The sequence below is a fragment of the Hephaestia mangrovi genome (genome assembly GCF_019880555.1).
Lineage (GTDB): Bacteria > Pseudomonadota > Alphaproteobacteria > Sphingomonadales > Sphingomonadaceae > Sphingomonas > Sphingomonas mangrovi.
In genome coordinates this window covers 529,395-545,108 of record NZ_JAINVU010000003.1, presented here as the reverse complement: position 1 = coordinate 545,108, position 15,714 = coordinate 529,395, and the positions used below count along the sequence as shown (strand labels likewise).

Genomic DNA, 15,714 nt, shown 5'->3' with positions numbered 1-15,714 from the left:
GCTCGGGGCGACCGGTGGCAAGGATGGTTGCCAACCGTCTTCGACCGGCCTATATCCCGCCTGCCTTCTCTACATCGGTAACGTTGCAGAGGCTGGTCCCGATCGGGGCCGGCGGCAAGAGGACATGCCTGTTGGAGCCCGAATGGCCGATATCGACCTGTTGACGCGGATCATCGAACCCGAAGCCAAGGCGCTGGGTTTCGATCTCGTGCGCGTCAAGATGATCGGCGGCGCTTCGGACCCGACGCTGCAGGTGATGGCCGAGCGCCCCGACACGCGGCAGCTGACCATCGACGATTGCGGCGCACTGTCGCATCGCATTTCCGACAAGCTCGACGAACTCGAAGCAGCCGGCCGCGATCCGATCGACGGCGCCTACCGGCTCGAGGTCAGCTCGCCGGGGATCGATCGGCCGTTGACCCGGCTTCAGGACTATCGGGACTGGGCGGGGCACGAGGCGCGGTTGAAGCTGGTCGAACCGATCGATGGCCGCAAGCAGCTGACGGGTGTATTAGAGGGAGTCGAGGACGACAGAATCGTCATCGACGTCAAGAAACACGAGACGATGCGGGTCGCGTTCGAGGCTGTCGCCGATGCGAAGCTGTTGATGACCGACGCCCTGCTCGCCGCCACCGCGCCGCTTTCGAGCGAGGGCGCAGACGAATTCGAGGCGTCCGACGACGCCGACATGGAAGGACAGGACTGACACCATGGCCACCGCCATTTCCGCCAACAAGGCCGAGCTGCTCGCCATTGCCGATTCGGTCGCGCGCGAAAAACTGATCGATAAGGCGATCGTCATCGAGGCGATGGAAGAGGCGATCCAGCGCGCCGCGAAGAACCGCTACGGCGCCGAGATGGACATCCGCGCCAAGCTCGATCCCGAATCGGGCGATCTGCGGCTGTGGCGCGTCGTCGAGGTGGTCGAACAGGTCGACGACATCTACAAGCAGGTCGACCTCAAGGGCGCGCAGAAACTGCAGCCGGGCGCGGTGGTCGGCGATTATCTGGTCGATCCGTTGCCGCCGATCGAATTCGGCCGCATCCAGGCGCAGGCCTCGAAGCAGATCATCTTCCAGAAGGTCCGCGATGCCGAGCGCGAGCGCCAGTATGAGGAGTTCAAGGACCGCACCGGCGAAATCATCACCGGCGTCGTCAAGCGCGTCGAGTTCGGCCATATCGTGGTCGACCTCGGCCGGGCCGAGGGCGTGATCCGGCGCGACGCGCAGATCCCGCGCGAGGTGGTGCGCGTCAACGATCGCATCCGCAGCATCATCCTGCGCGTGGTGCGCGAAAACCGCGGCCCGCAGATCTTTCTCAGCCGCGCGCATCCCGATTTCATGAAGAAGCTGTTCGCGCAGGAAGTGCCCGAAATCTACGACGGCATCATCGAGATCAAGGCGGCCGCGCGCGATCCGGGCAGCCGCGCCAAGATCGGCGTGATTTCGTACGATTCCTCGATCGATCCGGTCGGCGCGTGCGTCGGCATGAAGGGCAGCCGCGTTCAGGCGGTGGTCCAGGAAATGCAGGGCGAGAAGATCGACATCATCCCGTGGAGCGAGGACACCGCGACCTTCGTCGTCAACGCGCTGCAGCCGGCCTCCGTCAGCCGCGTCGTGCTCGACGAGGAAGAGGATCGCATCGAGGTGGTGGTGCCCGACGATCAGCTCAGCCTGGCCATCGGCCGCCGCGGCCAGAACGTCCGTCTCGCCTCGCAGTTAACCGGCAAGGCGATCGATATCCTCACCGAGGAAGACGCCAGCGAAAAGCGCCAGAAGGAATTCATGGAGCGCTCCGAAATGTTCCAGCGCGAATTGGACGTCGACGAGACGCTGGCGCAACTGCTCGTCGCCGAGGGCTTCGGCGCGCTCGAGGAAGTCGCTTATGTCGAGGCCGACGAGATCGCCGGCATCGAGGGCTTCGACGAGGAACTCGCCGCCGAGCTGCAGAACCGCGCCACCGAGGCGCTCGAGCGCCGCGAACAGGCCAATCGCGAGCAGCGCCAGGCGCTCGGCGTATCCGACGAGCTGACGACGATGCCGTATCTGACCGAGGCGATGCTCGTCACGCTCGGCAAGGCGGGGATCAAGACGCTCGACGATCTCGCCGATCTCGCCACCGACGAACTGGTCGAGAAGCGCCGCGCGCAGCCGCCGCGCCGCTCGGAGAACGCGCCCAAGGTCGAGAACAAGGGCGGCATCCTCGCCGAATATGGCCTCAGCGATGAGCAGGGCAACGAGATCATCATGGCCGCCCGCGCGCACTGGTTCGAGGACGAGCCGGCTGCTGCGGAAACGCCGGCCGAAACCGGGGAGGACGCGGATGCGGAAACCTCCCAATGAGACGGCTGGGGTAGCCACCGGCAGCATCGGCGCCATCGCCGCTTCCCGCGAGGAGGCGGCGCATGGCTGAACCGATCCGCAAATGTATCCTCTCCGGCGAGCGCGAGCCGCGGGGCGAGCTGGTTCGGCTCGCGCTCGGGCCCGATGGCGAGGTGCTGCCCGACGTGCGCGCCAAGGCGCCGGGGCGCGGGGCGTGGATCGGGGTCGGCAAGCGCGAGCTCGAAGAGGCGATCGCCAAGGGCAAGCTGCGCGGCGCGCTGGCGCGGGCGTTCAAGTCGAACGCGCTCGTCATTCCCGACGATCTGCCTGACCTCATCGCCGAGGCGCTGCGCAAGGCGGCGCTCGACCGGCTCGGGCTCGAAGCGCGCGCGGGCAAGGTGGTGATCGGCTCCGAGCGGATCGAGACGGCGGCGCGGCAGGGCAAGCTGCATCTGCTGTTTCACGCGAATGATGCCGGCGTTGACGGCAATAGAAAGCTCGATCAGGCCTGGCGCGTCGGCAGCGATGCCGAAGGAAGCGACATGAAGGGGTTGGTTCTTCCGGTGGGAAGGGCCATATTGTCCTTGGCACTGGGCCGCGAGAATGTGGTACATGGCGGCCTGACCGACCCCGATGCCGCCCGGCGATTGCGCGACGCGCTCGATCGCTGGCTGCACTTTATCGGCCCTGACCTGGATACGGCACCTTGCGAAACGGCCTCGCACGGCGCATCGGCTCTTGGGGCGCACGCGGGTTCGGCCGAGAAGACGACAGAGGATTTTGAGTGAGCGATACCGATAACGAAAAGCCGAAACTGGGCGCCCGCGCACCGCTGGGCCTGAAGCGCACGGTCGAGACCGGCAAGGTGAAGCAGAGCTTCAGCCATGGCCGCTCGAACACCGTGGTCGTGGAGGTCAAGCGTCGTCGCGTGCTGGGCAAGCCCGGCGAGGCCGAGGCGGCGCCGACGCCCGCCCCGACGGCGGCGCCTGCTCCCGCCCCGGTGCCCGCCGCCGCGCCGAAGCCCGCGCCCAAGCCGCCGGTTTCGAACGAGACGCCGCAGGAGCGCCAGGCGCGCCTGTTGCGCGAGGCCGAGGAACAGCGCCTCGCGATGGCCGAGGAAGCGCGCCGCCGCGAGGAGCGCGAGAAGGCCGAGGCCGCCGAGGAAGAGAAGCGTCGCGCCGAAGAGAACAAGCGCGCCGCCGAACAGCAGGCCGAGGACGCTGCCAAGGCGCCCGAGCCCGCACCCGAGCCGGAAGTCGAGACCGCCAAGGCCAGCGAACCGGCGCAGGAGGCTCCCGCGCCGCAGCCGCGCACCGTGTCGCTCGACGATTCGATGCCGGCGCCGCGCCGCTTCACGCCGGTTCAGCGCCCGCAGCCGGCCCGCCGGCCGCAGCCCGCTGCGCCCGCCGCCGCCGATCCCGCCGCACCGTCGTCGCCCGCGGCGCCGAAGCGCAGTGGTGGCGGCGAAGCGCCGTCGCGCGCGCCGCGCAACGATCGCCCCGAGCGCAAGGGTGCCGGTGGCGACGATCGCCGCCGCTCGGGCAAGCTCACCGTCAACCGCGCGCTCGGCGACAATGACGGCGCGCGCGCCCGCAGCCTCGCCGCGCTCAAGCGCGCGCGCGAAAAGGAGCGTCGCTCGCATCACACCGGCCCGCGCGAGCCGCAGGCCAAGCAGGTCCGTGACGTGGTCGTGCCTGAGACGATCACGGTGCAGGAACTCGCCAACCGCATGGCCGAGAAGGGCGCCGACCTGGTGAAGGCGCTGTTCAAGATGGGCATGCCGGTCACCGTCAACCAGACGATCGACCAGGACACTGCCGAGCTGCTGGTCACCGAATTCGGCCACAACATTAAGCGCGTGTCCGATTCGGACATTGATCTGACGCTCGACACGGTCGACGATACCGAGGACCAGCTCAAGCCGCGTCCGCCGGTCGTGACGATCATGGGCCATGTCGATCACGGCAAGACGTCGCTGCTCGATGCGCTGCGCGGCACCGACGTCGTCAAGGGCGAGGCTGGCGGCATCACCCAGCATATCGGCGCCTACCAGGTGACGCTGAAGGACAAGTCGAAGATCACCTTCCTCGACACGCCGGGCCACGAAGCCTTCACCGAGATGCGCGCGCGCGGCGCCAACGTCACCGACATCGTCATCCTGGTGGTGGCGGCCGACGACGGGCTGATGCCGCAGACGATCGAGGCGATCAACCACACCAAGGCGGCCGGCGTGCCGATGATCGTGGCGATCAACAAGGTCGACAAGCCCGAGGCCAATCCGCAGCGCATCCGCGAGCGGTTGCTCGAGCATGAAGTGATCGTCGAGGAAATGTCGGGCGACGTCCAGGACGTCGAAGTCTCGGCCTTGAAGAAGACCGGGCTCGACAAGCTGATCGACGCGATCCAGCTCCAGGCCGAGCTGCTCGAACTGAAGGCCAATCCTGATCGCGACGCCGAAGGCACGGTGATCGAGGCCAAGCTCGACAAGGGCCGCGGCCCGGTCGCGACCGTGCTGGTCAATCGCGGTACGCTCAAGGTCGGGGATGTGTTCGTCGTCGGCGCCGAGAGCGGCAAGGTCCGCGCGATGATCGACGACAAGGGGCGGCAGGTGAAGCAGGCCGGGCCGACCGTGCCGGTCGAGGTGCTGGGCATTTCGGGCGTGCCGTCGGCGGGCGATCCGCTGCAGGTCGTCGAGAGCGAGGCGCGTGCCCGCGAGGTTGCCGAATATCGCCAGGGCGTACTGCTGCAGAAGCGCACGACCCAGGCGCCGGCGAGCCTCGAGAGCATGTTCAGTGCCTTGAAGGACAAGCAGGCGATCGAATATCCGCTGGTGGTCAAGGCCGATACGCAAGGTTCGGTCGAGGCGATCGTCGCATCGATCAACAAGATCTCGACCGACGACATCAAGGCCCGCGTGCTGCATTCGGGCGTCGGCGGTATCACCGAGAGCGACGTGACGTTGGCGGGCGCCAGCGGTGCGCCGATCATCGGCTTCAACGTCCGCGCCAATGCCAAGGCGCGCGAGATCGCCGAGCGGCAGGGCGTCGCGCTCAAATATTACGACATCATCTACGATCTGATCGACGAGATCCGGTCGGGGATGGCAGGCGAGCTCGGCCCCGAGGCGTTCGAAACGGTGGTCGGCCGCGCCGAAATCCGCGAGGTGTTCTCGGCGGGCAAGCACGGCAAGGCGGCAGGCCTGCTGGTCACCGACGGTGTCATCCGCAAGGCGCTCAAGGCGCGCATCACGCGCGAGGACGTCATCATCTACAATGGCGAGATCGCGAGCCTGCGTCGCTTCAAGGACGATGTCGCCGAAGTCCGCGCCGGCCTGGAATGCGGTGTCACGTTCACCCAGAACTTCACCGACATCCGACCGGGCGATTTCCTCGAGACGTTCGAAGTCGAGATGCGCGAACGGACGCTGTAAAGCAAACGATGCGTTTACCGGTCACTTGTATCTGGTAAACGCATCGATTATACCATCGCGGTGGACATCCGCTTCTCCCGAACGGCGGCGCGGTCATTGCTGCGTTGCGACAAGCGTGATCTGGTCCGCGAAAAGATCGGGCAGCTCGCTGACGAGCCACTGGCCTTGAGCGCCAATGTCAAAAAGCTGAAAGGGCGTCCAGAATATCGGCTGCGTGTGCAGGATTGGAGGATCATCTTTCGGATCGATGCCGACACGCTTTGGATCGACGACATCGCCCCGCGAGGATCGGCTTACAGGTGAAACCATGACCGTTCAGATCATCGAAGTCGCCGGCAATCGCATGGCAGTTCTTCCGGAAGACGAATATCGCCAGTTGCTTGATGCCGTCGAGGACCGCGGGGATCGTGACGCCGCGGTCGAAGCGGAGCGTCGTCGTTTGGCAGGGGAGGAATATATTCCGGTGTCTGTCATGGACAGGCTTTTGGCAGGTGAGAGCCCGGTTAAGGTCTGGCGGCAGTATCGAGGTCTGACGCAAGGCGAACTGGCGTCCAGAATCGGCGTGACGAATATGAGCGTTTCGAATCTGGAGAGAGGCTCCAGGGGAGCTAAAATGCAAGTATGGCGCGCTCTAAGTGAGGCGCTGGACGTACCACTCGAAGATATTTTGCCCGAGGATCGACCGTGAGCCGCCCTGCAGAATCATCCGAGACCCAATCAGTCCGCACGCTGCGGGTCGGCGAGCAGGTGCGGCATATCCTGGCGGACATCCTGCAGCGCGGCGACGTGCATGACGAGACGCTGGCGAGGCATATGGTCAGCGTCACCGAAGTGCGGATGTCGCCCGATCTCCGGCATGCGACGGTGTTCGTGAAGCCGCTGCTCGGCAAGGACGAGGAAGCGGTGCTCAAGGCGCTGCGCACCAACACCGCCTATCTGCAGCGCGAGGTCGCGCATCGCGTGAAGATGAAATATGCCGCGCGCCTCAAGTTCCTCGCCGACGAGAGCTTCGACGAGGGCGGCCATATCGACGCGCTGCTGCGCTCGCCGGAAATTGCACGCGACCTCGACGGCGAGGATCGCGACGCCGACTAGGGGCAGATCAACCGGGCCGACGTAGAGCCATCCCGTCATCCCACCGATCGCGCTGCCGTTGATATGGAGTCCCGTCGCGGCGCCGACGAACCGCCATCGGCCTCCTGCGCGACATACGCCATTGCCACCGCCAGCGGTCCAGTCGCGAGGCTTGCCGTCAGGCTCGCCGCCGCTGCCGACAAGTGAAAATCGCGCGCGAACTCAGGCGGCAGCGGCTGCACCAATAGAGCGGCGAAAAGGTGGAGAAGCCGGCTTCAGAATCCGGCAAGGAAGCTCGCGACATTGGCGCCGAGCGCGTCGACCGCATATCCGCCTTCCATCGCGATCAGCACCGGCCAACCGCAGCCGGCGATGTCGCGCGCGAGTCCGGTGTAATCCTCGGTACGGATCGCAAAACCCGAAATCGGATCGTCGACATAGGTGTCCGCGCCGAAGCTGACGATCGCGAGATCGGGCGCGAAGGCTGCAATCGCCGCAAGCGCCTTGCTCTGCGCCGCGCGGAACGTATCGAGCCCGGTGCCTTGCGGCAGCGGCAGGTTGAGCGTGGTTCCCGCGCCGGCGCCTTCGCCCACTTCGTCGGCATGGCCCCAGTAGAACGGATAGTCTGTCGCCGGATCGGCGTGGATTGAGGCGTAGAACACATCGCCACGGGTCCAGAAAATGTCCTGCGTGCCGTTGCCGTGGTGATAGTCGATATCGAGGATCGCGACGCGCTTCATACCGCCGTCGATCGCCGCCTGCGCGGCGATCGCGGCGGTGTTGAGATGGCAATAGCCGCCCAGATAGTCGCGGCCCGCGTGATGGCCGGGCGGGCGGCACAAGGCGAAGGCGGCGCGTTCTCCGTCGTTGATCGCGTCGAGCGCGGAAAGCACGCTCTGCGCGCTCCAATAGGCCGCGCCCCAGGTGTCGGCGGTGAGCGGGGTCGACGCGTCGAGGCTATATTGTCCGGCCAGCGCATCGATCCGGTCGAGCCTCAACGGCCGCCGCCTGACGATCGGCCAGATATAGCCCATCACGTCGCCCGGCCGCCCCGCCGCCGCCCAGCGCTCGGGCGCGGTCTTGAGGAAATCGACATAGCCGGCATCGTGAACGGCGAGGATCGGCGCCTCGCCATGATCCGCCGGGCGATCGAGCGAGCCAAGCGCAGCGGAGACGATCTCGGCGCGCAACGGCTTTTCGGCATAATCGACGAAACCGCCATTGTGCAGTTCCTTGGCCGGGGCATGTGCCAGTTGGCGCGGATCGAAGAAGCCCCGCATCACGCCTGCTCCCGGCTGGTGAAGCGCAGGATGAGGAACCCGCCCAGCGCCGAGAGGATCGAGCCGAGCAGCACCCCGAGCTTCACCGCATCGACCGCCGCCGGATCGGCGAAAGCGAGATCGCCGATGAACAGGCTCATGGTGAAGCCGATCCCGCACAGCATCGCCAGCCCGTAGATTTCCCGCCAGCTCGCGCCGCCCGGCCGCTTGGCGATGCCCAGTTTCACTGCGGCCCAGATGCTGCCGAAAATGCCGATCTGCTTGCCGACGAACAGCCCCGCCGCGACGCCGAGCGGCAATGGCGCAAGCAGTTGCGCCAGCCCGGCGCCGCCCAGCGACACACCGGCATTGGCGAAGCCGAACAGCGGCACGATCGCGAAGGCGACCCAGGGATGCAGGCTGTGCTCGAGCCGGTGCAGCGGCGAATCGTGCTTGCCCGGCGCGCTCGACCGGATCGGCACCGCCATCGCCGCGACCACGCCGGCGATCGTCGCATGGACGCCGGACAGCAGGACGCAATACCACAAGGCGACGAAGCCGATCAGATAGAAGGCGTTGCGCCGCACCCCCATCCGCCCGGCGATCAGCATCGCAGCGAACACCGCCACCGCTGCCGCGAGCGCAAGCAGGTTGATTTTGGCGGTATAGAACAAGGCGATGATCGCCACCGCGCCCATGTCGTCGACGATCGCCACCGTCGTCAGGAACAGCTTGAGCGCGGGCGGCGCGCGACTGCCGAGCAGCGCCAGCACGCCGATCGCGAAGGCGATGTCGGTCGCCGCGGGAATCGCCCAGCCTTCGCCGAGCCCCGGCTCGCTGCGCGTGATCGCGAGATAGACGATCGCCGGCATCGCCATCCCCGCCGCCGCGGCGATCGCCGGCAGCCGCCGCCGTTCCCAGCTCGACAGCCGCCCGTCGAGCAGCTCGCGCTTGATCTCCAGCCCGACGAGCAGGAAGAAGGCCGCCATCAGCCCGTCGTTGATCCACAGGTGCAGGCTCATCGGGCCGAGCGGTTTGGCGAGCACCGGCCCCGTCTCGAGGTGGAGCAGGCCGTGATAGAAATGCACGGTCGCCGGCAGGTTGGCCGCCAGCATCGCCGCTGCCGCCGCGACGATCAGCACGATTCCGCCCGCCGCCTCGCTCGCCAGGAAGTCGCGCAGCGGACTGATCACGGCACGCCTTGCTTCGGCCATCCGAAATCCCCTTTCGTCACCAGTGCCTATCGAGTGGCGCGCGCCACGCAAACCCCCTAAAGAGCGCCGGATGGCCACGCTGATCCGCCCGTCGCATAACCCGATTATCCAATGGTGGCGCGATCATGTCGTTGCCTCGGTCGAGCATGTCCGCGTGGTGGAGAAGGTCCACGAGGAATCGGGCTGGAGCCCGCGCTATCTGTTCATGACTCTGGTGTCGGCGGGAATCGCGGTGCTCGGCCTGCTGCTGTCGTCGCCGGCGGTGGTGATCGGCGCGATGCTGATCTCGCCGCTGATGGGGCCGATCATCGGCCTGGGCTTCGGCATCGCGACGTTCGATTCGGCGGAGATCCGGCGTTCGGGCGTCGCGCTGGGCGGCGGCACGATGGTCGCGATCCTGTTCTGCGCCCTGGTCGTCATGCTGTCGCCCTTGCAGAATGTGACGAGCGAGATCGCGGCGCGGACGCAGCCCAATCTGTTCGATCTGATGATCGCCTTGTTCTCGGCGTTGGCGGGTGCCTATGCGATGATCCGCGGGCGCGAGGGCACGATCGTCGGCGTCGCCATCGCCACCGCCTTGATGCCGCCGCTGGCCGTCGTCGGCTTCGGGCTGGCGACGCTCAACTGGACGGTGTTCTCGGGCGCGCTGCTCCTCTTTTTCACCAACCTGATGACCATCGCGCTGACCGCGGCGGTGATGGCGCGGCTCTACGGCTTTGCGCATCGCCTGTCGCCGCAGCAGACCTTGCTGCAGAGCGTGGCGATCGCCATCGTGTTCATCGCGCTGGCGATTCCGCTGGGCTTCACGCTGCGCAACATCGCCTGGCAGACCACCGCGAGCCGCGACGCGCGCGACGTCGTCGCCAGCCAGTTCGGCGACAATGCTCGGATCAGCCAGATCGACGTCGATTACAAGGTGCGCCCGGTCAAGGTCTCGGCGACCGTGCTGACCCCGCATCTTGTCGCCGATGCCGAGAAGGACAGCGCGATGATGCTCGGCAAGCTGCTCGGCGAGCCGGTTTCGGTCGCGATCGAGCAATATCGCGTCGGCACCGGCGCCGCCGATGCCGAGGCGGCACAGCTCGCCCAGGCGCAGGCCAATGCGCAGAAGAAGGCCGCCGCCGATCATGCCGTGACGCAGCTTGCCACCGAGCTGGCGGTGGTCGCCGGCACCGATCAATCGGCGGTACTGGTCGATCGCGAGGCGCATCGCGCCGTGGTCACCGCCAAGCCGCTGTCGGGTGCGGACCTCGCCGCCTATCGCACGCTCGAAGCGCGCGTGGCGCAGACCGCGATCGACTGGCGCATCACGCTGGTGCCGCCCGCAGCGGCGCTCGACGACGTGACGTTCAGGGCCAATCCCGATGAAAAGGCCGGTGGCGAGATCCCCGACGCGGCGGGGCAGGCGGCGATCGCCACCGCGATCTGGGGCGCCGAGCGGCTCAACCTGCCGATCGCCGTCGCCGGGCCCAAGGACCATGCCGATCAGGTCGCCGACGCGCTGACCAAGGCCGGCGTCACCGTCGTCCGCCAGGGCACGCGGGGCGGCGCCGGGGGCACGGTGACGCTGCGCTGGCAAGCGCCGAGCGCGAGCGATTAGAGCGGTTTTCGCGCAAGAGATCAGCCGAACAGGTCGAGCTGCGGTTCGGCGGCCGCGAGCGCCCAGCTACCGAGCCGTTCGTGCCGGGTCCGGCCGAGGTGGCTGTGGACCAGCACCAGCTCGCGCGCGGTCCAGGCGACCGGCGTCACCGGCGTGTTGAACGGGCGGCCGTCGCGATAGCCCAGGGTCATGTGCGGGCTGAAGCTGTAGTTCGCTCGCGCCTCGATGCCGGCCGCGGCGCACAATCTGCCGATCTCGCGATGCAGCGCGTCGAGCGGCGCAATGCGTCGGCTCGGGCGTAGCGCGATCGACCGTTCGCCGCCGCCGGCGCGATCGAACACCAGCCGGATCGGCGCCGCGGCGATCGCGCTGCCGACGCCGCGCAGCGCCGCGACCAGCGACGGCGGCACACCATATCGATCATCGAGGATGAACATGGTGACGTGCAGCCGATCGGCGGCGACCGGCGCACCCTCGTCATCGAACCACGCCGCCGCATTGGCCACCTGACGCGCGAGCACGATCGGCGGCACCAGCGCAAAAAACAGGCGGTGCGAGGCTGTGACGGCACGATGGAACATGGCGGCCTCCCTTCCGACTCGGTGGCCCTGTGTTCTATACATGTTCCGATCGATTCGCGCTAGCGGGCAAGCGCCTCGGCGATCAGTTTCCGGGTGTTGTCGATCCCGTAGAGCGCGATGAAACTGCCCATCCGCGGCCCCTGCGACGAACCCAGCAACGTCTCGTACAGCGCTTTGAACCAGTCGCGTAAGGACTCGAATCCGCCCGCCTTGCCGATTTCGTAAACGATGTTCTGGATATCCTCCGCGCTGGCCCCGGCGGGCAACGCGGCAAGCTCGGCATCCAGCTTGCGCAGGCCGTCAATCTCCGCCCCCTCCGGCGCACGGCGCTTCAACGTCGGCGCCACGAAATCGCGGTTGTACGCCAGCGCGTAACCGATCAGTCGGTCAAGTTCGGGATAGGTCTCGGCGGAGGCATCCTCGACATAATTGCCGAGATAGCCCCACACCTGTTCCTTGGTCGCCTCGCCGCCCATCACGCCGACGAGATTGAGCAGCAACCCGAACGTCACCGGCAACGCCTCGCCCGGCACATCGCCGTCATGGATGTGGTGGACCGGATTGCCCAGCTGCTCCTTGATCGCCTGCCCCGGATAATTGCCCCGGAACTGCCAGTAATCGTCGACCGCGCGCGGGATCACCCCCATGTGCAGCGCCTTGGCCTTCTTCGGCTCGCGATAGATGTAGAACGCCAGGCTCTCGTCCGGCCCATAGGTTAGCCATTGCTCGAGGCTGAGGCCGTTGCCCTTCGACTTGGAGATCTTCTCGCCCTTCTCGTCGAGGAACATCTCGTAATTGAACCCCTCGGGCGGCCGCCCGCCGAGCACCCGGCAGATCTTCGACGATTGCGTCACCGAATCGATCAGATCCTTGCCGGCCATTTCGTAATCGACCCCCAGCGCCACCCAGCGCATCGCCCAGTCGACCTTCCACTGCAGCTTGGAAAGCCCGCCGAGCGCCGACTGCACGATTCGCTCGCCGTCTTCGTCGGTGAACGCGATCGTCCCGGCCGCGGCATCGACCACCTCGACCGGCACCTGCAGCACCACGCCGGTCTTCGGGCTGATCGGCAGCACCGGCGAATAGGTCGCTCGCCGCTCGGCGCGCAGCGTCGGCAGCATCACGTCCATGATCGCCTGATAGTGGCCGAGCACGCCCCGCAGCGCATCGTCGAACCGCCCGGAGGTGTAATAGTCGGTCGACGAGGCGAACTCGTAATCGAACCCGAAGCGATCGAGGAAGTCGCGCAGCATCGCATTGTTGTGCGCGGCGAAGCTGTCATGCGTGCCGAACGGATCGGGGATGCGCGTCAGCGGCTTGCCGATATGCTCGCGCAGCATTTCCGCGTTCGGCACATTGTCCGGCACCTTGCGCAGCCCGTCCATGTCGTCGCTGAACGCGATCAGCCGGGTGGGCTGGTCGCTGAGCGTATGGAAGGCATTGCGCACCATCGTCGTGCGCAGCACCTCGTTGAACGTGCCGATATGCGGCAGCCCCGAGGGGCCATAGCCGGTCTCGAACAGCACCGCCTCGCCGCCCGGCTTGCCTTGCGGATAGCGCTTGAGCAGCTTGCGCGCCTCCTCATAGGGCCAGGCCTTGGACTCGAGAGCGGCGGTGCGTAGATCGGATGCGTCGGTCATGATCGCGCGCGTCTAGCGAAAGCGGGGCGGCAGCGCCAGCATCGCGCTCCGACCGCGGCGGCGATTACGCATCGCCCGGCGCGCGCTCGCCAATCAACGCACGCACGCGTTCGGCGGTTTCCGGCGTCGCCGGGTTGTAGACCATCAGCGACAGATCGGGCCGGCCGTCGATTGCGAACAGGGAGAATTCGAGCTCGATCGGGCCGAGCTCGGGATGGCGCAGGCGCTTTGTCCCTTCGCCGTGCCCCGCGACATCGTTCGCCCGCCACAGCTGATCGAATTCGGGGCTGGCTCGCGACAGCTCGGCGACCAGCTCCGCCGTCTCGGCGCCCGCGCGCGCGGCATCGGCGCGGAAGGCGCCGACGACGAAGCGCGCGACGCTCCGCCAATCCTCTTGCACGTCGCGCACGCGACGATGCTCGAACATCAGGCGCAGGATGTTGCGGCGTTCGGGCGGCAACTCGGCATAATCCATCAGCACCAGCGCCGCGGCACGGTTCCACGCGATGACGTCCCACATCGCATTCTTGATGATCGCCGGGCTATGGGGAAAGGCGTCGAGCACGCGCTGCAGGCGCGGCGTGATGCCCTCGGCCCGCTGGTAGCGTGGCTCTGGCGAACGGCCGAGACCGAGGATGAAGAGATGCTCGCGTTCGGGCTCGGTCAGCATCAGCCCGGATGCGATCCGGTCCAGCACGTCGGCCGACGGCGCCCCGCCCCGGCCCTGTTCGAGCCAGGTATACCAGGTCGGGCTGATATTGGCGCGCTGCGCGACCTCCTCGCGCCGCAGCCCCGGGGTGCGGCGGCGGCCGCCGGGAAAGCCCAGGGCGGCGGGATCGAGACGCGCGCGGCGATCGCGCAGGAAGGTGCCGAGGGCATTGTCGGGCATGGCCAGCCTGTTGAATATTATACCATGATAAAGTCACTACTTTTACAGGATGTGACCTAGCCCGACATGGCCATGAGGACAATATCGGAGGCTTCTCATGCGCGTATTTCTCACTGGAGCGACCGGCTTCATCGGCTCGCGGATCGTGCCCGAATTGCTGGCGGCGGGTCATCAGGTGCTCGGGCTGACGCGATCCGATGCCGGTGCGCGGACACTCGAGGCCGCCGGCGCCGAGGTGCATCGCGGCACGCTCGAGGATCCGGCCAGCCTGCGCGCGGGCGCCGAGCAGGCCGATGCGGTGATCCACACCGCTTTCGATCACGATTTCTCGCGCTTCGTCGAGAATTGCCAGAAGGACAAGCGCGTTATCGAAGCGATGGGCGCGGCACTCAAGGGCTCGGACAAGCCGTTCATCATCACCTCCGGCACCGGAATGGGCAGTGCGGCGCTGGGCGATGTCGCCAGGGAGGATGTGTTCAATGCCGACAATCCCAATCCCCGGGCATTATCCGAAACGACTGGCAACGCGCTGCTTGATGCCGGCGTCAACGTCTCGGTGGTGCGGTTGCCGCAAGTCCATGACACGGTGAAACAGGGGTTCATCACGCCCTATGTCGCGATCGCGCGCGAGAAGGGCATGGCTGCTTATGTCGACGAAGGCCGCAACCGCTGGCCGGCGGCGCATGTGCTCGACGTGGCGAAGCTCTACGCGCTCGCGCTCAATGCCGCCAAGCCGGGCGCGCACTGGCATGCCGTCGCCGAGGAAGGGATCGAGGTGCGCACGATCGCCGAGACGGTTGCCGCCGGGCTCGGCGTGCCGGCGCGATCGCTGACGCCCGACGAGGTGCCGGCCCATTTCGGCTGGATGGCGCCGTTCGCCGCGATGGACCTGCCGGCGTCGAGCGCGCTGACTCGCGAGCGGCTCGGCTGGAACCCGACCGGGCCCGGCCTGATCGCCGATCTCGAGGCGATGGATTATTCGCAGGTGGCAGCGATTTGATCCGGTGACTTGCCGCCGCCCCGGTGCGATAGGGGTGGCGGACTGACGAGGACCGGATGATGCGTATTGCGATGATCGGGATGGCGCTTGTGGCGGCGACAATGGCGCAGGCACAGGTGCCGGGAGGCGATGGGCCCGCTTTGTCGCCGGGCACCGCGTCGGTCGAGGTGGTCGACGACCAGCACCAACATCCGGCGCTCGACCAGGTGTTCGCCGACGCGGTGGGCTCGGCGTTGACCGACGCCAATTTCCTGATTCTGCCCGGCCAGGGCCACGGCCGCTATATCGCGCGCGTGACGGTGACCCAGCAAGCGCGGGGCGCGGTCGCCGCCGATACCCGATCGGGCGGCGGCGCCAATTACAGCGGGGGGCGACTGGGCGTGGCGTTGCCGGCCACCAAGACGCAGCTTTCGGGGCTGGTGGTGACGCGGCTGACGGTCGAGCTGGCGCTGCGCGACACCGGACAGACCGTGTGGAGCGGCAGCGCCTCGACCGCACAGGTCCAGGGCACCGCCGCCGGTGCGCCGGCGGCCGTTGCCGCCAAGCTCGCCAAGGCCGTGATCGGTCGTTTTCCGCAGAAGATCGAGGAGCCGATCGCGGTTCCCTGACCACCGGCGCGAAGCGGTGTCGGCCGCTGCCGTCACGGCGGCAGGCGATGGACGGCGAGTCATTCCCGGCGGTTGCATTGTGCAACGTGTTCCGTTAA

15 protein-coding genes are annotated in these 15,714 nt (G+C 67.1%); 10 read left to right on the top strand and 5 right to left on the bottom strand.

Features of this window, described 5'->3' with window-relative positions; genetic code table 11:
• The first annotated feature begins 142 nt into the window (after positions 1 to 142).
• The 7 genes from rimP to rbfA all read left to right on the top strand — a co-directional run bounded on the left by rimP (position 143) and on the right by rbfA (position 6,846).
• Positions 143 to 706, top strand: coding sequence for a ribosome maturation protein RimP (gene rimP / locus K7G81_RS09975; protein WP_223030591.1), 564 nt, complete (start codon positions 143 to 145; stop codon positions 704 to 706).
• Between the two features lie 4 nt (positions 707 to 710).
• A complete protein-coding gene (gene nusA, locus K7G81_RS09970; RefSeq protein WP_223030590.1) occupies positions 711 to 2,342 on the top strand; it encodes a transcription termination factor NusA in 1,632 nt (543 codons plus the stop codon).
• Between the two features lie 62 nt (positions 2,343 to 2,404).
• Complete coding sequence (locus tag K7G81_RS09965) at positions 2,405 to 3,109, top strand: DUF448 domain-containing protein (RefSeq protein WP_223030589.1); 705 nt, start codon at positions 2,405 to 2,407, stop codon at positions 3,107 to 3,109.
• Positions 3,106 to 5,751, top strand: coding sequence for a translation initiation factor IF-2 (infB, locus tag K7G81_RS09960; protein WP_223030588.1), 2,646 nt, complete (start codon positions 3,106 to 3,108; stop codon positions 5,749 to 5,751). Before K7G81_RS09965 ends, infB begins: the two co-directional genes overlap by 4 nt.
• 60 nt (positions 5,752 to 5,811) lie before the next feature.
• Positions 5,812 to 6,054, top strand: coding sequence for a type II toxin-antitoxin system RelE family toxin (locus K7G81_RS09955; RefSeq protein WP_223030587.1), 243 nt, complete (start codon positions 5,812 to 5,814; stop codon positions 6,052 to 6,054).
• Positions 6,055 to 6,058: 4 nt separating this feature from the next.
• The gene (locus K7G81_RS09950) at positions 6,059 to 6,439 is read left to right on the top strand and encodes a helix-turn-helix transcriptional regulator (RefSeq protein WP_223030586.1); all 381 of its coding nucleotides are present in this window, start codon (positions 6,059 to 6,061) and stop codon (positions 6,437 to 6,439) included.
• Positions 6,436 to 6,846, top strand: coding sequence for a 30S ribosome-binding factor RbfA (gene rbfA, locus K7G81_RS09945; protein WP_223030585.1), 411 nt, complete (start codon positions 6,436 to 6,438; stop codon positions 6,844 to 6,846). Before K7G81_RS09950 ends, rbfA begins: the two co-directional genes overlap by 4 nt.
• A 254-nt stretch (positions 6,847 to 7,100) precedes the next feature.
• Here rbfA and K7G81_RS09940 read toward each other — a convergent pair whose 3' ends face one another.
• Together K7G81_RS09940 and nhaA are read right to left on the bottom strand one after the other, a co-directional pair.
• Positions 7,101 to 8,105, bottom strand: a complete 1,005-nt coding sequence (locus K7G81_RS09940) for a histone deacetylase family protein (RefSeq protein ID WP_223030724.1) — start codon at positions 8,103 to 8,105, stop codon at positions 7,101 to 7,103.
• The gene (gene nhaA / locus K7G81_RS09935) at positions 8,105 to 9,298 is read right to left on the bottom strand and encodes a Na+/H+ antiporter NhaA (protein ID WP_223030584.1); all 1,194 of its coding nucleotides are present in this window, start codon (positions 9,296 to 9,298) and stop codon (positions 8,105 to 8,107) included. The genes K7G81_RS09940 and nhaA overlap by 1 nt, the downstream gene beginning before the upstream one ends.
• Before the next feature lie 70 nt (positions 9,299 to 9,368).
• Between nhaA and K7G81_RS09930 the strand changes: the two genes are divergently transcribed.
• The gene (locus tag K7G81_RS09930; protein ID WP_223030583.1) at positions 9,369 to 10,898 is read left to right on the top strand and encodes a DUF389 domain-containing protein; all 1,530 of its coding nucleotides are present in this window, start codon (positions 9,369 to 9,371) and stop codon (positions 10,896 to 10,898) included.
• A 20-nt stretch (positions 10,899 to 10,918) separates the two neighbouring features.
• Here the strand turns inward: K7G81_RS09930 and K7G81_RS09925 are convergent, their stop codons facing one another.
• From K7G81_RS09925 to K7G81_RS09915, 3 genes are all read right to left on the bottom strand, one after another.
• Complete coding sequence (locus K7G81_RS09925; RefSeq protein ID WP_223030582.1) at positions 10,919 to 11,479, bottom strand: 2'-5' RNA ligase family protein; 561 nt, start codon at positions 11,477 to 11,479, stop codon at positions 10,919 to 10,921.
• Between the two features lie 59 nt (positions 11,480 to 11,538).
• Positions 11,539 to 13,119: a lysine--tRNA ligase gene (locus K7G81_RS09920; protein WP_223030581.1), complete on the bottom strand. Its 1,581-nt coding sequence runs from the start codon at positions 13,117 to 13,119 to the stop codon at positions 11,539 to 11,541.
• A 64-nt stretch (positions 13,120 to 13,183) separates the two neighbouring features.
• Positions 13,184 to 14,008, bottom strand: coding sequence for a helix-turn-helix transcriptional regulator (locus tag K7G81_RS09915; protein ID WP_223030580.1), 825 nt, complete (start codon positions 14,006 to 14,008; stop codon positions 13,184 to 13,186).
• A 97-nt stretch (positions 14,009 to 14,105) separates the two neighbouring features.
• On the opposite strand from K7G81_RS09915, the gene K7G81_RS09910 reads away from it, so the two are divergent.
• Complete coding sequence (locus tag K7G81_RS09910) at positions 14,106 to 15,008, top strand: SDR family oxidoreductase (protein WP_223030579.1); 903 nt, start codon at positions 14,106 to 14,108, stop codon at positions 15,006 to 15,008.
• A gap of 56 nt (positions 15,009 to 15,064) precedes the next feature.
• Positions 15,065 to 15,616, top strand: coding sequence for a hypothetical protein (locus K7G81_RS09905; protein ID WP_223030578.1), 552 nt, complete (start codon positions 15,065 to 15,067; stop codon positions 15,614 to 15,616).
• The last annotated feature ends 98 nt before the right edge of the window (positions 15,617 to 15,714 follow it).